The organism is Bacillus sp. MSP13 (assembly GCF_000815295.1).
Classification (GTDB): domain Bacteria; phylum Bacillota; class Bacilli; order Bacillales; family Bacillaceae; genus Bacillus; species Bacillus vallismortis.
In genome coordinates, this window is the sequence record NZ_JXAQ01000013.1 from 94,777 (window position 1) to 108,988 (window position 14,212).

Annotated in this window: 13 protein-coding genes; 1 reads left to right on the forward strand and 12 read right to left on the reverse strand. The window is 45.0% G+C overall.

Going from position 1 to position 14,212, the window contains the following annotated elements; genetic code table 11:
• Positions 1-3: 3 nt before the first annotated feature.
• The 6 genes from SC79_RS15470 to lrpC form a co-directional block, all read right to left on the reverse strand.
• On the reverse strand, positions 4-1,266 hold the full coding sequence (locus SC79_RS15470) for a glycosyltransferase family 2 protein (RefSeq protein ID WP_039075813.1): 1,263 nt from the start codon (positions 1,264-1,266) through the stop codon (positions 4-6).
• Positions 1,259-2,968, reverse strand: coding sequence for a DUF2334 domain-containing protein (locus SC79_RS15475; RefSeq protein WP_082022785.1), 1,710 nt, complete (start codon positions 2,966-2,968; stop codon positions 1,259-1,261). Before SC79_RS15475 ends, SC79_RS15470 begins: the two co-directional genes overlap by 8 nt.
• Positions 2,969-2,978: 10 nt before the next feature.
• Positions 2,979-3,830 carry a diguanylate cyclase domain-containing protein gene (locus tag SC79_RS15480; protein WP_039075815.1) on the reverse strand — a complete coding sequence of 284 codons (852 nt, stop codon included), beginning with the start codon at positions 3,828-3,830 and terminating at the stop codon, positions 2,979-2,981.
• Positions 3,811-4,899, reverse strand: coding sequence for a glycosyl hydrolase family 8 (locus tag SC79_RS15485; RefSeq protein ID WP_039075816.1), 1,089 nt, complete (start codon positions 4,897-4,899; stop codon positions 3,811-3,813). Before SC79_RS15485 ends, SC79_RS15480 begins: the two co-directional genes overlap by 20 nt.
• A 403-nt stretch (positions 4,900-5,302) precedes the next feature.
• Complete coding sequence (locus SC79_RS15490; RefSeq protein ID WP_039075817.1) at positions 5,303-7,489, reverse strand: DNA topoisomerase III; 2,187 nt, start codon at positions 7,487-7,489, stop codon at positions 5,303-5,305.
• Positions 7,490-7,553: 64 nt separating this feature from the next.
• Entirely contained in the window at positions 7,554-7,988 is a 435-nt protein-coding gene (gene lrpC / locus SC79_RS15495; RefSeq protein WP_039075818.1) for a transcriptional regulator LrpC, read from the reverse strand.
• Between the two features lie 183 nt (positions 7,989-8,171).
• Here lrpC and SC79_RS15500 point away from each other — a divergent pair, with 183 nt between their 5' ends.
• Positions 8,172-8,462, forward strand: coding sequence for a DUF3817 domain-containing protein (locus SC79_RS15500; RefSeq protein WP_019257503.1), 291 nt, complete (start codon positions 8,172-8,174; stop codon positions 8,460-8,462).
• A 35-nt stretch (positions 8,463-8,497) separates the two neighbouring features.
• On the opposite strand, the gene amj is transcribed toward SC79_RS15500, so the two are convergent.
• The 6 genes from amj to SC79_RS15530 all read right to left on the reverse strand — a co-directional run bounded on the left by amj (position 8,498) and on the right by SC79_RS15530 (position 14,143).
• Positions 8,498-9,307, reverse strand: coding sequence for a lipid II flippase Amj (gene amj, locus SC79_RS15505; RefSeq protein WP_039075819.1), 810 nt, complete (start codon positions 9,305-9,307; stop codon positions 8,498-8,500).
• A gap of 498 nt (positions 9,308-9,805) precedes the next feature.
• Positions 9,806-10,228: a pyridoxamine 5'-phosphate oxidase family protein gene (locus SC79_RS15510; protein WP_039075820.1), complete on the reverse strand. Its 423-nt coding sequence runs from the start codon at positions 10,226-10,228 to the stop codon at positions 9,806-9,808.
• 77 nt (positions 10,229-10,305) lie between these two features.
• Positions 10,306-10,857, reverse strand: coding sequence for a GNAT family N-acetyltransferase (locus SC79_RS15515; protein ID WP_039075821.1), 552 nt, complete (start codon positions 10,855-10,857; stop codon positions 10,306-10,308).
• A 131-nt stretch (positions 10,858-10,988) separates the two neighbouring features.
• Positions 10,989-11,768, reverse strand: coding sequence for a sulfite exporter TauE/SafE family protein (locus SC79_RS15520; protein ID WP_039075822.1), 780 nt, complete (start codon positions 11,766-11,768; stop codon positions 10,989-10,991).
• A 996-nt stretch (positions 11,769-12,764) separates the two neighbouring features.
• Complete coding sequence (gene lyxE, locus SC79_RS15525; protein ID WP_039075823.1) at positions 12,765-13,268, reverse strand: D-lyxose ketol-isomerase; 504 nt, start codon at positions 13,266-13,268, stop codon at positions 12,765-12,767.
• Between the two features lie 14 nt (positions 13,269-13,282).
• Positions 13,283-14,143, reverse strand: coding sequence for an SDR family oxidoreductase (locus SC79_RS15530; RefSeq protein ID WP_039075824.1), 861 nt, complete (start codon positions 14,141-14,143; stop codon positions 13,283-13,285).
• Between the last annotated feature and the right edge of the window lie 69 nt (positions 14,144-14,212).

A 14,212-nucleotide genomic window follows, 5' to 3' on the forward strand; every position in this document is an offset into this window, starting at 1 on the left:
AGGTCACCCGCTTTTATGTTGATTGTATCGTTCTGTTTTGTACCATTTGACCTCCTGCTTGAATAAACGGTGCTTGATTTCTACGAATAAAGAATAGATCACCAGCACAATCCATGCCTGCGAGTATGTAAAGTACATGAGAAATACGATAAAAAAGTTTTGCCTGTTCATTTCTGTTTTCTCAATGCTTAGCGTAATCATGACCTCTGTCAAAAATAAGAAGAACGCCAATATCCAAAGGACCATGGCCAAAAATCCGACCGATAAATGCAAATCATAAAACAGATTCACGACAAATATCGTATTTGACATGATCACGCCAAAGAAAAACAGGAAGTACGTAAAGAAAAAATAAAACAAATCAAAAATGATCCGTTTTCGTTTGAGTTTGAAAAACTGCGCCAAAAATTTCAGCACTACATATTGGTTGCCGCGCGCCCATCTGGTGCGCTGGCGCCACCACACCTTCCATGTTTCCGGCTCCTGCTCCCAAGTGATGGCGGCGGGGAAAAAGCGGATGTGATAGCCAAGGTTATACACCCGGATGGTCAGCTCGGTATCCTCAGCAAGCGCTTTGTCATCCCAGCCCCCGAGCTTTTCGATAATGCTTCTGCGGATCGCGAAGTTGGTGCCTGGGATCGTGGCGATTTTGAACCACTTCCATCTGCCTCCCTGTGCCATCCACTGAAAACAGATCGTTTCGATATTAATAAACTTCGTCAAGAGCGTTTTCGCCGCATTAATGACGCGGAATTTCCCAACAACGGCACCAGCTTTTTCGTCGTTCATCAGGCCGAGCACGAGGTAATACACGGCCATTTTCTCAGGCGTGTTGTCTGCGTCATATACACAGATCACATCGCCGTTCGATTCGGCAAAACCAGAATTAAGGGCGGAGGATTTTCCTTTTCCTGCGTGTGGCGGCTTCGTGATCACCATTTTGATGAAATCGTATGTCTCGGAAAATTCATTGACGATGTCACCCGTCCGGTCTGATGAATTGTCATTCACGACGATAATCTCCAGCCGGTCCTTCGGATAATAAAGGTTGACCATCGCCTTCAGCGTCTGCCGAATCACAACCTCTTCGTTATGCGCCGGGATCAGGACACTGACCTTTGGCAGCTCCTTCACGTTTTCTCTCCACTTCGGGATATTCCGTTCAAAGGTCATATAGTGGCGGAACCCGCCCTGCATGAGAAACATGTGGTAGAGAAGCATGACCCATATTAAACTGAGCGAGATAAAGAACAGTGTATTACCCAAGGCTTCTTCTCTCCTTAAACATTCGTTTTTTCAATGTGGCTCTCAAGTAAAACGTATAACTGACAAACATGACAACAAATAAGAGCACGACCGCGGAGAGAATCCACAACGCCTTTTCCAGAGGGGTCTGGCGATGATGATCGAAAAACTCGCCGATGGCGCTTACGCCGTTTTTCACCTGAATCGTTCCGTCACCGCTTGTGTGAATTTCCACTTTGTCTGTTTTGACGGTTTGTTTCGTTTTCTTTAAATCCAGCCATTCACTATCCGGAATGCGTTCCATCTGGTCAACCAGCTCCGGCAGATATTTCATTCCAAGATACGGGTGATAAAATCCCCCGGCTACTCCGCCTTCAAAATCAATCATCTGTGCGATGCGTTCCTCCATATCGCCGAGCGGGTTTTGTTTTGATGTATCGACAAAGCCAATCGTTTCCGGATACAGTGTCATGCCGTGCAGCATGGAGGGGGCGGTTACAAATGGTGGTGCGCCGGATGTTTTCCATGTTGTGCCGCTGAGCTGGACCTGGCCGAAAATGCTTGTAAAATACTGTGAGGCGATTTGATAGCCATATTCGGACATCGTGTAATGCGGTGCTTCAAACCCCAGCGGGTAGAGACCCGATGATGTCAAATCCTCAATCGCACGCGTCAGTTTTTGCTTTGTATATGTTTCTTCCTTTTCATGAAATGGTTCTAGATAACTGTTATAGGCTTGTTCGTTCGGAAAATCTTGTTCTTTTTCCAAAATAGACGGGTTGTCTTCGGCATTTCCGGATGTTATCGGCTGATCCGCCTTTGCATCCCAAAATTCAAAGCCCTCGCCTGTTTCACTGTAGCGATAGGCGTGTGTATAGCCGTGAACAATGATGCTGCCGCCCATGCTTTGCAGCTTTTTCAGCACCTTGACCATCTCCGGTTTATCAGCCAAATACACTTTGTCGCCAGTTTCGGGATTCAAGTAAACCGGAATCACCGCCAGAACAAAAGGAACATGCCTCTTATGCAGATATGCACCCGCTTGAAGCAGCAATTTTTCATCAGACATGGGACTGATATCCTCGAGACGCAAATACAATAACGTTGTCCCCGCCTTCTCTCCGAAAGCTTCTCTGAGCTGCTTTGCCACGATCAAATTGTCATTTAACAAATTCGTTAATCCAATGTACACATTCGCTTTTTTTGTTTTCCATATAAAAGAATGTGTTTCGCCGTCACCAGCTTTGAAGGTATAAAGCGGTTTTCCTTTCAGGCCTGATACGCTCAGCACATTAAGCCCGCTCTCCAGAGACACATCGGCCTTTTCCGACCTGCTGTGGACCTGATACACATTTTCTTTGCTGGTCAATGAAAGCCCGGAAAATTGGCTGATTTGGCTTGCGTTATAGCCGATGGCGACAACAGGTGTTTTGACGCTGCTGATCAGGGACACCAGTTTTTTGCTGAGCTTTCTTTTCGTTTGGCCGTAATACATCACATGGCCCTTGCCTTTGAAATCGGACGCTTCCACGTCTGAATCTTTTTTGACAGTCACATGGGATGTAAAGTGGCCCGCAAGCAAATCAAGCATTTTGACGTGTGACGACTCTTTGCCGTCCAAGGTTGAATAGATGATGAGAATGCCGGCATCACGCTCCTTCGCTTGTGCGGGAACTGGAATAGACGCAATAGCGGAAAGCAGAAGCATTGTGATGCAGAGCAGTGTGATTCCTTTATAATTCATTCATCATCATCTCGTTTTCCAGTTCTTCTAAAAAGTGATCAGCTGTTTTGATATCTTCGCGGTAGGGCAAATGGCAGACGTGGAACGTGAGCGATACATACTTCCCATTTTCCAGCTGATACGTGTCCAATTGTTTTTTCAGCTTTGTCAGAACGGCCGGCATATGTTCAGCGGGCGTGTGCGTCAGCACAATCCCGATACGCTCGTCAGAGGGACGGAACTTCTTATCCGTTTCCCGAACGCTTGTCCTGATTTGCTGGCCGACATATTGGAAGAGACGGTCTGTTTCTTTTTCACCGTACAAAGATGTAAACTCTTTGAAGTAATGCATATGGAGCAGCAAAAACACAAAGGAATCGCCGTACCGTTCCGCCCGCTTGATTTCTTCTGAAAGTTCCAGCTTCATCCGGTGCTTATTATCAAAGCCGGTCAATCTGTCAACAGCGACAAAGCTTTTGATTTCGGATTGCAGCCGTGTAACTGAACGCATTAGCTCTGCGGCAATATCATGAATTCTTCCCGCTATAAATGAAAACAGCAAAAGGGCAATTCCCCACACGACAAGAATTCGCAGCCCTTCCTCAGCTGGAAACAGCGCAGCCTGACCAGTCTGGAAAAACATCATTAAAGTGCCGAGAACAAAAAGTACGATTAAGGTCACTGCCAGCGCGTAAATCGGGCCGAACCATATGCCTGCGGCGATGACGATAAACGTGATGCAAAGGATCAGAGCGCCTTCCGATTGCTGGGCTGACACATAATAAATAAACAGAGACAGGGCTGCGATGAGCCCTGAAAGATAAACACATAATTTTTGTGATTCATTGAATGATATTTTCATTAAAAAGCTTCCTTTCGGCTAACAGCGGCAGCAGATTGTCAAAAGAGTGCGTCTGAGTGCCGCTCATATAGCCTCCATAATACGATTTCACCGGATCAAGAATTTCAAAGTCATTCATTCTGTCATATATGGCTTTGGTGACTGAACTGTCTTCATATTGTTTTGTTAAAAACAATACGGCTAATGCGTATACGGATGGCGATTCGTATTGAACGGCAGGCTCCTTCGTATCTGCCGAATATCGTCCGTACAGCTTTCCGTGCTCCTGAAATTCCTGCTTGATCCAGTCCGCTAAAACAGCGGCTTTTTCATCCCCTTCCGGCAAGTGCCAAGCTGCGTACAGCTGATCTATCAGATTGATTTCACGATCATATGTGTATTGCTTTGTCTCGGAGTGGTATGTCTTTGGCAGATAGCCATTTTTTAAAGGAGCTGAATAAAGAACATTGGCATTCCGCTGTTCTGTTTCTTCGTCTATGATTCCATTCTTCTTTAAGACAGCTAACGCATCAGGCATGACGTATGAAAGCGTCACATCCTTTGAAGCGGCCTGTGAGTCGTAAAAGTCTGTAAAAAAACCGTTGTTCATATTATATGTCTTCAGCGCCGTACCAATATCCCGTGCTGTTTGCGCGTAGTCGCTCCGCCCCCATTTTGCGGCGGCTTGGTCAAGAGACAGCATAATTCTCATATCATCTATCAGCGCATTCGTCCCGCTCGCCTGGCCGTTTTGAATCTTCCACGTCACTAAGTGATTGCTCATCAGAAAGGAATCAGTCAGGTGCTGATATTGATCCTGAAAATGCGGGGCGTCATTTTTGCTGACCAGAAACTCCATCCATAGGCCGAGAGATTCTGATAAATACGTAGGCTGGTCAGACAAATCCGTTTTGATCAGCCCTTGATCATTCATTAGATTGTGATAAATGAAGTATTCCGCCGGCTGAAGCGGGCTTGCATTCACGTCTGACACCGACTGATTTTGGGTCTTATTCCCAGCTTCAATACACCCTGCGGAAAGTCCGATAGATAAGAAGAATAAGATGACAGCAATTAACACATGTCTCACAGGCAAATCCCCCTTTGTCGCCTGAAGCGAATCAGACGCTCACAAATATATATAGACGAAAGCACGACTGCCATGTTACAAATTACATTTACTATAAAAGAAAAAATTGCGGAATGCTAGCTTTTTTTTCCCTTTTTGAACATTTTAAAAACGGGACCTAAGTCTAATAAAAAAACCTGTGCGATATGCACAGGTTTCAGCGTGTCGACAAACCCTCGCATTCGTTGTCAGTCCTGCGCGTTGGTGCTCACGAATTGCTACATTCGCTGTGCTCCAATGCTCGTCCTTCCTAGACTTCAAGGGTTTTCAATCACACTGAAAAGATGACAAAGTCATAAAACAAAAACCGTTTTATGACTTTGTCAACAATCTGAAACCTGTGCGATATGCACAGGTTTTTCTGTTATTTGTCCAAGCCGAGTTTTTTCAGCTGTTCTGCCAGCGCGTTGTTAATCGGCTCATCTTTATTATGTTGTTTTTTCATATAAGAGGAAACGTCCCGTTTTGAAGCGCGCCCTTTATCTTTGTTTTTTCGTTTTTCGAATACGGACAGCTTCTCTCGGTGACCGCAGACACACGCGAAGGTCTGGCCCTCGCCTTGGCCGCGAAGTTCCATTTTTTTATGGCAGTTCGGGCAGCGCGCGTTTGTTTTTCGGGCAACCGTTTTTCTGCTTCCGCATTCACGGTCTTGGCACACAAGCATCGTGCCGCGTTTGCCATTTACCTTCAGCATCATTTTTCCGCATTCCGGACATGCGGTTCCCGTAATGTTGTCGTGTCTGAAAGTCTGGCTGCTGTTTTTGATTTCTTTTACCGTTTGGTTAGCGTAAGCCTTCATGTCTTTAATAAAGACAGCCGATTTCAATTTCCCAGCGGCGATCGCTGACAGTTTTTGCTCCCATTCCGCCGTTAAGGCAGGTGATTTCAAATCCTCAGGAACAAGCTGCAGGAGCTGTTTCCCTTTAGAAGTAATAAAAATATCTTTTTCTTTTTTCTCTATTAAAAAGCTGTTGAACAGCTTTTCAATAATATCGGCACGCGTTGCCACCGTGCCAAGGCCGCCTGTTTCGCCAAGCGTTTTGACGAGGCCTTTTTCTTCTCCCTGCATAAAGGCGCTTGGGTTTTCCATCGCTGACAGCAGGGTCCCTTCGTTAAAGCGGGCGGGCGGCTTCGTTTGGCCGTTTGTTTCAGTTAAGGCGCGGACGGCAAGAGTATCGCCTTTTTGAAGCGCAGGGAGTGTCTGATCTTTGTCACCCTCCTGCTCGTCATCCTCATCCGCCATATCATAAACAGCTTTCCACCCTTGCGACTGTACGGTTTTGCCTTTCGCCGTAAAGGTTTCTCCGCCGATTTCTGCGATGACCTTTGTTTCCTCATATTCGAATGCCGGCATTAATACAGCAAGAAAACGTTTCGCAATCAGGTCATACAGCTTTCGTTCTTTATCGCTCAGACTGCTGAGCACGAGCGGCTCCTCGGTCGGGATAATCGCGTGGTGATCTGACACCTTCGCGTCATTAACGTAGCCTTTATGAGATTTGATGCCGCGTTTTTTAATTTGATTGACATATTGGGCATACGGTTTTACTTCCATGCCTTCCAGACGGTCTTTTAACGTCGGAACGATATCACTGGATAAAAACCTTGAGTCCGTCCGCGGATATGTGACGAGCTTATGCTGCTCATACAGCTTCTGCAGCACGGAAAGCGTGTCTTTGGCAGAAAATCCGAAGCGCTTGTGGGCGTCGCGCTGCAGCTCCGTTAAATCATATAGCGCAGGCGCAAAGCTTTTTTTCGCTGTTTTTTTCAATTCAGCAATAACTGCTTGCTTTCCATGGAGGCCTTTTAGCAAACGGCTTGTTACATCTTGATTAAACGTTCTCGTTTGCTTTGACTTTTGATCCTGCCACGTCAGCGTCATGCCATCGACCGCCGCGCGGAGTCCGTAATATGGAACCGGCGTAAATGCTTGAATATCCGCCTCGCGCTTCGCAATCATGGCAAGCGTCGGCGTCTGCACACGGCCGCATGAGAGCTGGGCATTGAATTTTGTGGTGAGCGCGCGGGTCGCGTTAATGCCCACAATCCAATCGGCTTCCGCTCTGGCGACGGCAGAATGATACAGGTTTTCATATTCTTTGCCGCTCTGCAGCTTTTGAAAGCCTTCCTTGATCGCTTTATCCGTCACTGATGAAATCCACAGCCGCTTGATCGGCTTTTTGACATTCGCTTTTTCAATGATCCAGCGCGCGACAAGTTCCCCTTCTCGGCCTGCATCGGTCGCGATGACAATCTGATTGACATCTTTACGGGTAAGCTGCGATTTGACCGCGTTGAACTGTTTTCCGGTTTTCTTTATCACCACAAGCTTTAAGGGCTCAGGAATAATCGGCAGGTCCTCCAGACGCCATGATTGAAATTCTTTCCCATAGCCTTCCGGATCAGCAAGTGTCACCAAATGGCCTAAAGCCCATGTAACAATATATTGATCACCTTCGAGATAACCATTTCCTTTTTTATGGCACTTCAGTACCCGGGCTAAATCCCGTCCGACTGAAGGTTTTTCAGCTAATACAACTGTTTTTGACATGCTTGATCACTTCTCTTTCTTTCACGCTCATCCTTTTATTATAACAGACTTGAACAAGCACTCTCTAACCGCGCCCGTTTTTCGTGTCAATTTCTGAGAAAATCACGTGAGTGACGGTTTGCGCGTATGGCGATGTTTTGTTAATGAAATCTTCTACCGCTTCAAGGCTTTCTGTGTTGATTTTCAGCATATAACAAGCCGCGCCGGCAATCCGGTAACAAAATTCGATATTCGGCAATGTTTGAATATAGCTTTTGAACCGCTCGTAATCCGCGTTTTTGACGGTTGCTTCCACAATGCAGGAAACGGGCAGCCCCAGTTTTTTCTGATCGACCTCCAGTGTGTATTGCTTAATGATGCCGAACGATTCAAGCTGCCTCACCCGTTCTGTCACGGATGGCGGCGACAGCTTAATTTTTCTGCCTAATTCCCTCATTGACAAACGGCTGTCCTTTTTCAGCTCCTCAATGATATTCAGATCAATCTGATCAAGTTTCATTTCAACATCCTTCTTTTATGATTTTGTTCACATTATCTCGGGTATTTTTGTAAATGACAAGACCAGTTCCCAAGAAAAAGCATATAAAAATGAAAGTTTTCCGAACATTTTCTGAAAGTCGTCATATGGCTCTCCGGATTGTTTATTATATAGTATGAAAACGTGCCACAAGGAGGGCGATTTATGCTGCAAACACCGATCGGAAGACTTCGCACGATGGGTTTTATTGAAGGAATGTCACTCTTAATCCTGCTGTTTATCGCCATGCCGCTTAAATATTGGGCAGGCCTTCCGCTTGCGGTAACCATTGTCGGTTCGGTTCACGGCGGATTGTTCATTTTGTATTTGCTTGTCTTGGCATATGCGGCCTTCTCTGTCAAATGGCCGCTGAAATGGTCAGCCGCCGGCTTTATCGCCGCTTTTGTCCCATTCGGAAACTTTTTGTACGACCGCGGGTTAAGAAAATATAAATAACAAAAGGCTGGATCTATATGGTCCAGCCTTTCTTATTACAACCACTTTGTCAGCCACGCGATATAGTAGGCGCCAGGAATAAACATCAGCTGGGCGAGGAGTGTCCCTGCTACCCTTGATGTGACCATCGTGACAGAGGTCCATTTTAAATATAAATAGCTTCGTTTTCCCTTTGCCACTTCATCGGCAAGGACGGAAACCTTAGGATCAACAAAAATCGCCAGCAGCATCGTCGCAATTCCGTTGATTAAGCCCGATGCCATGACGGCTGTCGTGCTGCGCTCCGGTGCCAGAAGCCCTGCGTACAAAGCCGAAAGCACGCCGATCGTATAAATGGATGTGATCAGCATGTTAATGACAAACAAACGCTTCGGAATGAAGCGGATATGAAATCCTTTTACATACGAAAGAGACGGCAGACGCAAATAGGAAAGGGCATTTTTGAATCCTTGTTTCGAGAATCCCTTTCGAAACACTTGTAAAACGGAGCCGCCGCCGCTCGCCAAATGAATAATCGCCCGAGAGAAAAGAGCGACAAAAGACGGGAGCAGGACGATGCCCAGAATGGTGCCGACTGTCGATCCGAAAATCAAGAAGCGGAACTGTCCGGCGACAATCGCCAGTGCATTTTTTCCCGCATCATCAATTAAATGTCCGGTAAAGGGCTGCTGCACCATGTTCGACATTCTGGATACGATGACCATGACGTTAAACAGGGAAAGCGCGGACGCAATAAATCCCACGCGGGCTCCGGAAAGCCTGGTGGCGTAGGCTAAGGTTTCTATCGAGTGAATCAGTAATAAAAAACAGAAAATAAGCAGTACTTGAGTTGTCATGACATGCACGTTATTCTTCCTCCAATTTCATCCTAGAGATAAGACTGGAAAGAAGACAAAGAGGTTTCAACGCGATATGTTTTCACAATAAAAAACCGCCGGCATACGCCGAGCGGTTTGTCTTATTCTTTTCTATAGGCAAATAAAGATTATATCATCCGCCAAGTCGGGCGGTTCGATTCAAAAAGCATTGTTCCGAAGAATCATTCTGGAAAGTAAACACCATGGAAATTTCTTGAACACAAGACAACGAAAGCCCTACCTCTCAATCGTCACTGCGGCTCCGAAGCCGCGCCGGTGTGAATTGTAAAACAAAAAAGTCTTTTTTCCATCTCATCGTTAGGGGCGATTTGTTATGAAGGAAAAGAATAAGGGCAGCTGGTGTGCTGCTTGGGAAGCGGTAAAGCTTCTCTCTCAAACAGAAAAAAGAAGTTTACTTTCTTTTTATTTGCTTATTTCTTGCTTAGCTATTCATGATAACATATCGCCCCTGCAGTTGCAACTTTTTTACAAATCAAGTGAGACTGGCGTTTTCTCTCCGGCATTCATTAATCTAATATCCTCCGGCTCAATTTCAAGAATCACCAGGTTCGGGTCATCCTTGCCGTCAAACCAACGCTCCAACTTAGGATTCCATATTTTATCCTTCAGTTCTGCCGAATTGTTGATTTTGGCTTTTCCGGCAACCTCGACATACGCGTCGCCAAAGCCTTCACAATCATAACCTAATAAAATATGGACATTAGGATTGTTCTCTATTTCTTCCGCTTTATGAGTTTCCTTGCTTGTCGGTGTGTAAATCGTCAAACCGTCATGGAAAAAAGTCATGTAGCGGGAATGCGGCTTGCCTTTTTGAACCGTTGCGAGCGAGCCTACTTTATGGTGATCTAGTACGTCAAGCACTTTTTGTTTCATGTCTTGCTGTTTCATTGCGAATCACTCCTTTTTAACGTCTCCGCTGTTACTTTTCCACATCAGGGGAAGATTTAAACAAGAAAATGCGCGTTTTATTTTGATTCTTTCCATTCATGCTTCAGCAAGCTGTAATAGACAAGGTCATGATATTTGCCGTTAACGAATAAGCCGTCCCGCGCGATCCCTTCTTCTTGAAAGCCGAGGCGCTCCGGAATCGCTCTGCTTTTGTGGTTCCCGACAGCCGCACAGAGAGCGACGCGATTCAGCTCAAGCTCTTTAAAAGCGTACGTGATAATTGTTCGGCAAGCGGCGGTCATGATGCCTTTGCCTTCGTATTCTTGGGCAATCCAGTAGCCGATTTCCGCTTTTCGATTGATCTGGTCTAGATGATGCAAGCCGATCATGCCGCATAGGCTGCCGTCATAAAGGAGCCCGGATTCGATGCTGTTCATATCCGCATATTCCCGCCGCCAATCTGGAATGATCGTTTCTCTGTACGTCTCAGCGCTGCTTGGGTTTTCCGCAAAAAACAGCCACTCGCCGAGCCGCTGCTGATTTTCAATAATGAGTTGGGCAATCCGTTCCGCATCCTTTGGCTCCAATAACCGGATGGTGATGTGTTCATTTACCCTGCAAGTGAACATTGTTTCGCCTCTTTCCTTTTTGAGATGCACAAACTAAAATCAATCCAATTCAATCAAATAGACAGAGCCCAATATGTTGATTGAACGGGAGTCTCGTTCAGCCTTAAATATAGATGTTCCATTTACAGTTTCTATAAAAAAATATATTTTTGCACATAATCCCAGATGCTTTTTCCGATCAGTACAACAGTTATCCCTACGAATAAAACCTTTACGTACGCAGCACCATTTTTAATGGCCACTCTCGTCCCCACAAGCGCGCCTATTATCATCGCAATCCCCATAGGGATTCCATAGCGAAAGTCAACAGAACTGAACAACATAAAAGTGATAAGTGCTGCGATGTTGCTTCCTAAATTTAAAACCTTAGCATTTCCGGCGGATTCTACAAAATTAAACCCTAAAAGTAAAAATGAAAAGATGAGAAAAGAACCTGTTCCTGCTCCTAAAAATCCATCATAAAAACCGAGTAATAAAGCGGCTGACACAATAAAAAAAGTCATTTTTTTCGTCAATTCTTTAAAGCTGGACTCCATTCCCCAGCCTTTTTTAAAAAGTGTATAGATCGTTACAAGAATTAATAAGACAAGAATGATGGGTTTTAAAAACGCTGATGGTATTAACTGAACCACATAAACCCCGGCTCCCGATCCTACAATAGACAGAGGTAATAATTTAAAAACAAGCCTTTTGTTTATTTGTCCCGAACGCAGGAAGTTGATCGTACTTGTTAAAGCCCCCATCGTAGCTGCTAACTTGTTGGTACCTAATGCTACAGACGGCGGAAGCCCGACAAATAACAATGCGGGAATGGATATAAGTCCTCCTCCGCCTACCACAGAATCAATAAAAGCCGCAGCAAATCCAGCTGCAATAAGGAATAGTAAAACCTCTGTGCTGATTCCATCCATATTGATTTTTCTCCTCCTATATTTGTATCAATTTATATAAAAGAACAAATGTTAAAAACAACATTTGTTCTTCCGATTATTCGTCATAATGAAGAAGCGATGGTTTGCTCACGGAATCATTTATTGAACAACGAGAAATTTGTGTCAAAAAATACATTTTCTTGAATGCTTACTATCTCTTCATGATTTGATGGAATACATGCCTCTTTGGCACTCCTTAACTAATAAACTTTTATTCATAATCTGATATTTCCTATTCATTTAATGTCCTGACAGCACAGAATCATCATGAATATGAATGTCTGATCCTTTAAACCAGTTCATGATCAAAGCCCCAACCTGACTTGTTCCTACTTTCTGTCTGAAATCATTTCCTTCACAATCGTCAGGTACTTCATGAATAAACCTTTTCATTTCTTTGATTTTATTTTAGAGAGGTCTTCGACTAATTCTTTAAATATTGGAGTTTTAGTCTCATAATAATTGTTTTTATTTTCTCCTTTCACCATTAAAATCCTCTAATCCGGCGATGAATAGGGTCATAGTTTTTTCCAAACTTATTGACATCTTCAATCAAATATCCTTTTTATCCGTTTTTTATTTTACATATTACACCATTTTAGTAATAAACAAAATGTTTTTTGATTTTTTTACATGTACAGTAAATAAAGCTTACTCGTGACGGATACGTAAACTACTATTCTAAATATAAAGTTTCTGTGGCCATTCCCTATTACAATTAAAAAAGGCCCCAGTTTGGCCTCTTAGCATCTCATTATATGTTTGAGGTCAGGCCAGCCTTCCTCACTACGAAGTGCTGTCCTGCCGGTGTTTATCCATCATGACTTTATGATTGCCAGGCGCTCTTCTTACCGCACCCCAGATCCCACCAAAAGTAGACCTTTCCTCTATTCTCTCTATCAGCAAAATCTGCGTTTTCCCCATTAGCCTGATCCTTTTTTCCATAAAAAAAGGATGGGCTGTTAAGCCACATCCTTATATTCTTGGATCGGTAAAGATATCATGCTTATCTGTGCTTGTCGATGACATTTCCGTTACCACGGCTCCTTCTTCTCCGGCCTGGAACCAATGCTTTGTGTCCGGTGGAATTGTGTATTGCCCGCCCGGTTCAAGCTCTATTTCGTGCCAGACCGTATAGTGTTCTCTATCCTCCTGCGGCGGGAGAACCTTTGGAAGCTGCGTTTTTTCGCCTTCTACGTAAAGATACACTTTTCCGTAGCGGCAGCGGAATGTCTCCTGCTTGCCTTTCTGGCCGTCAACCGGCGGATGGCGGTGTTCCGGGCAAGTCTGTCCCGGAAACAGCACCAGTTCCTTTGAGCAATAACGATCTGTATTGACGTAGACGAAGAGCTGGAGCCCGACTTTTCTTTCTTTTCCTAAGCCGTAGTCCATCAGCTGGATTTGGTCAACTTCTTCATCGGTTAATACAATGCCGGCTTTTTGATAATAGCTGTTGACTTCCTCTTTCGTAATGCCCATGTGTTCACTCCCTCTTACGTCGTTACAAAGTCTCCGCCGTTCACATGCAGCGTCTGGCCTGTCATGTAAGATGACTCATCTGATGCCAGCAGCACATAACAGCCGACGTGCTCAACAGGCTGACCCGGACGGCCCATCGGCGTATTTTGCCCAAATTGGGCGACTGTATCTTCAGAGAACGTAGATGGGATTAACGGTGTCCAGATTGGCCCCGGCGCGACTGCGTTGACGCGGATGCCGTCTTTGACAAGGGCCTGCGCCATTGATCTCGTGAAAGCATTGATCGCCCCTTTTGTCGCTGTATAATCAATCAGCGTCGGGTTTCCGCGATATGGATTGATGGATGTCGTATTGATGATGGTGCTGCCCGGTTTCAAGTAGTCAATTGCTTTTTTAGTCAAATAAAATTGAGAATAAAAGTTGGTTTTGAATGTGCGGTGAAGCTGTTCGCTTGTAATGTCTTTGATGCTTTCCTTCGGATGCTGTTCACCGGCATTGTTGACAAGGATATCAAGACCGCCAAGTTCCTTGACCGTTTGTTCAACCGCTTCATTGCAAAATTCCTCTTCGCCTACGTCACCAGCGATCAGCAGGCATTTTACGCCCTCTTGCTCTACACGTTTCTTCGTCTCTTCAGCATCCCCATGCTCATCCTTATACACAATGGCAATGTGAGCGCCTTCCTTTGCGTAAGCAACGGATACCGCGCGTCCAATTCCGCTGTCGCCGCCTGTAATGAGCGCAACTTTTCCTTTTAATTTGTCCGCTCCTTTATAATTCTCGTACTCATGCACCGGACTGGGATTCATTTCGCTTTCGATTCCCGGCTGGCGATTTTGGGTTTGGGCCGGAAGTTCTTTTGGATAATTGGCCATGATAATTCTCCTCCTTTGTTTTCATGTCTATTTGTTGTGTACCTCGCCCGTTCATTGGATAAACATGGA

Bases quoted from the DNA above. Each gene is read 5' to 3' on its own strand.
- SC79_RS15480 (WP_039075815.1), bottom strand. From the start codon at position 3,830: ATGAAAATATCATTCAATGAATCACAAAAATTATGTGTTTATCTTTCA.
- SC79_RS15490 (WP_039075817.1), bottom strand. From the start codon at position 7,489: ATGTCAAAAACAGTTGTATTAGCTGAAAAACCTTCAGTCGGACGGGAT.
- lrpC (WP_039075818.1), bottom strand. From the start codon at position 7,988: ATGAAACTTGATCAGATTGATCTGAATATCATTGAGGAGCTGAAAAAG.
- SC79_RS15500 (WP_019257503.1), top strand. From the start codon at position 8,172: ATGCTGCAAACACCGATCGGAAGACTTCGCACGATGGGTTTTATTGAA.
- SC79_RS15510 (WP_039075820.1), bottom strand. From the start codon at position 10,228: ATGAAACAGCAAGACATGAAACAAAAAGTGCTTGACGTACTAGATCAC.
- SC79_RS15515 (WP_039075821.1), bottom strand. From the start codon at position 10,857: ATGTTCACTTGCAGGGTAAATGAACACATCACCATCCGGTTATTGGAG.
- SC79_RS15520 (WP_039075822.1), bottom strand. From the start codon at position 11,768: ATGGATGGAATCAGCACAGAGGTTTTACTATTCCTTATTGCAGCTGGA.
- lyxE (WP_039075823.1), bottom strand. From the start codon at position 13,268: ATGGGCATTACGAAAGAGGAAGTCAACAGCTATTATCAAAAAGCCGGC.
- SC79_RS15530 (WP_039075824.1), bottom strand. From the start codon at position 14,143: ATGGCCAATTATCCAAAAGAACTTCCGGCCCAAACCCAAAATCGCCAG.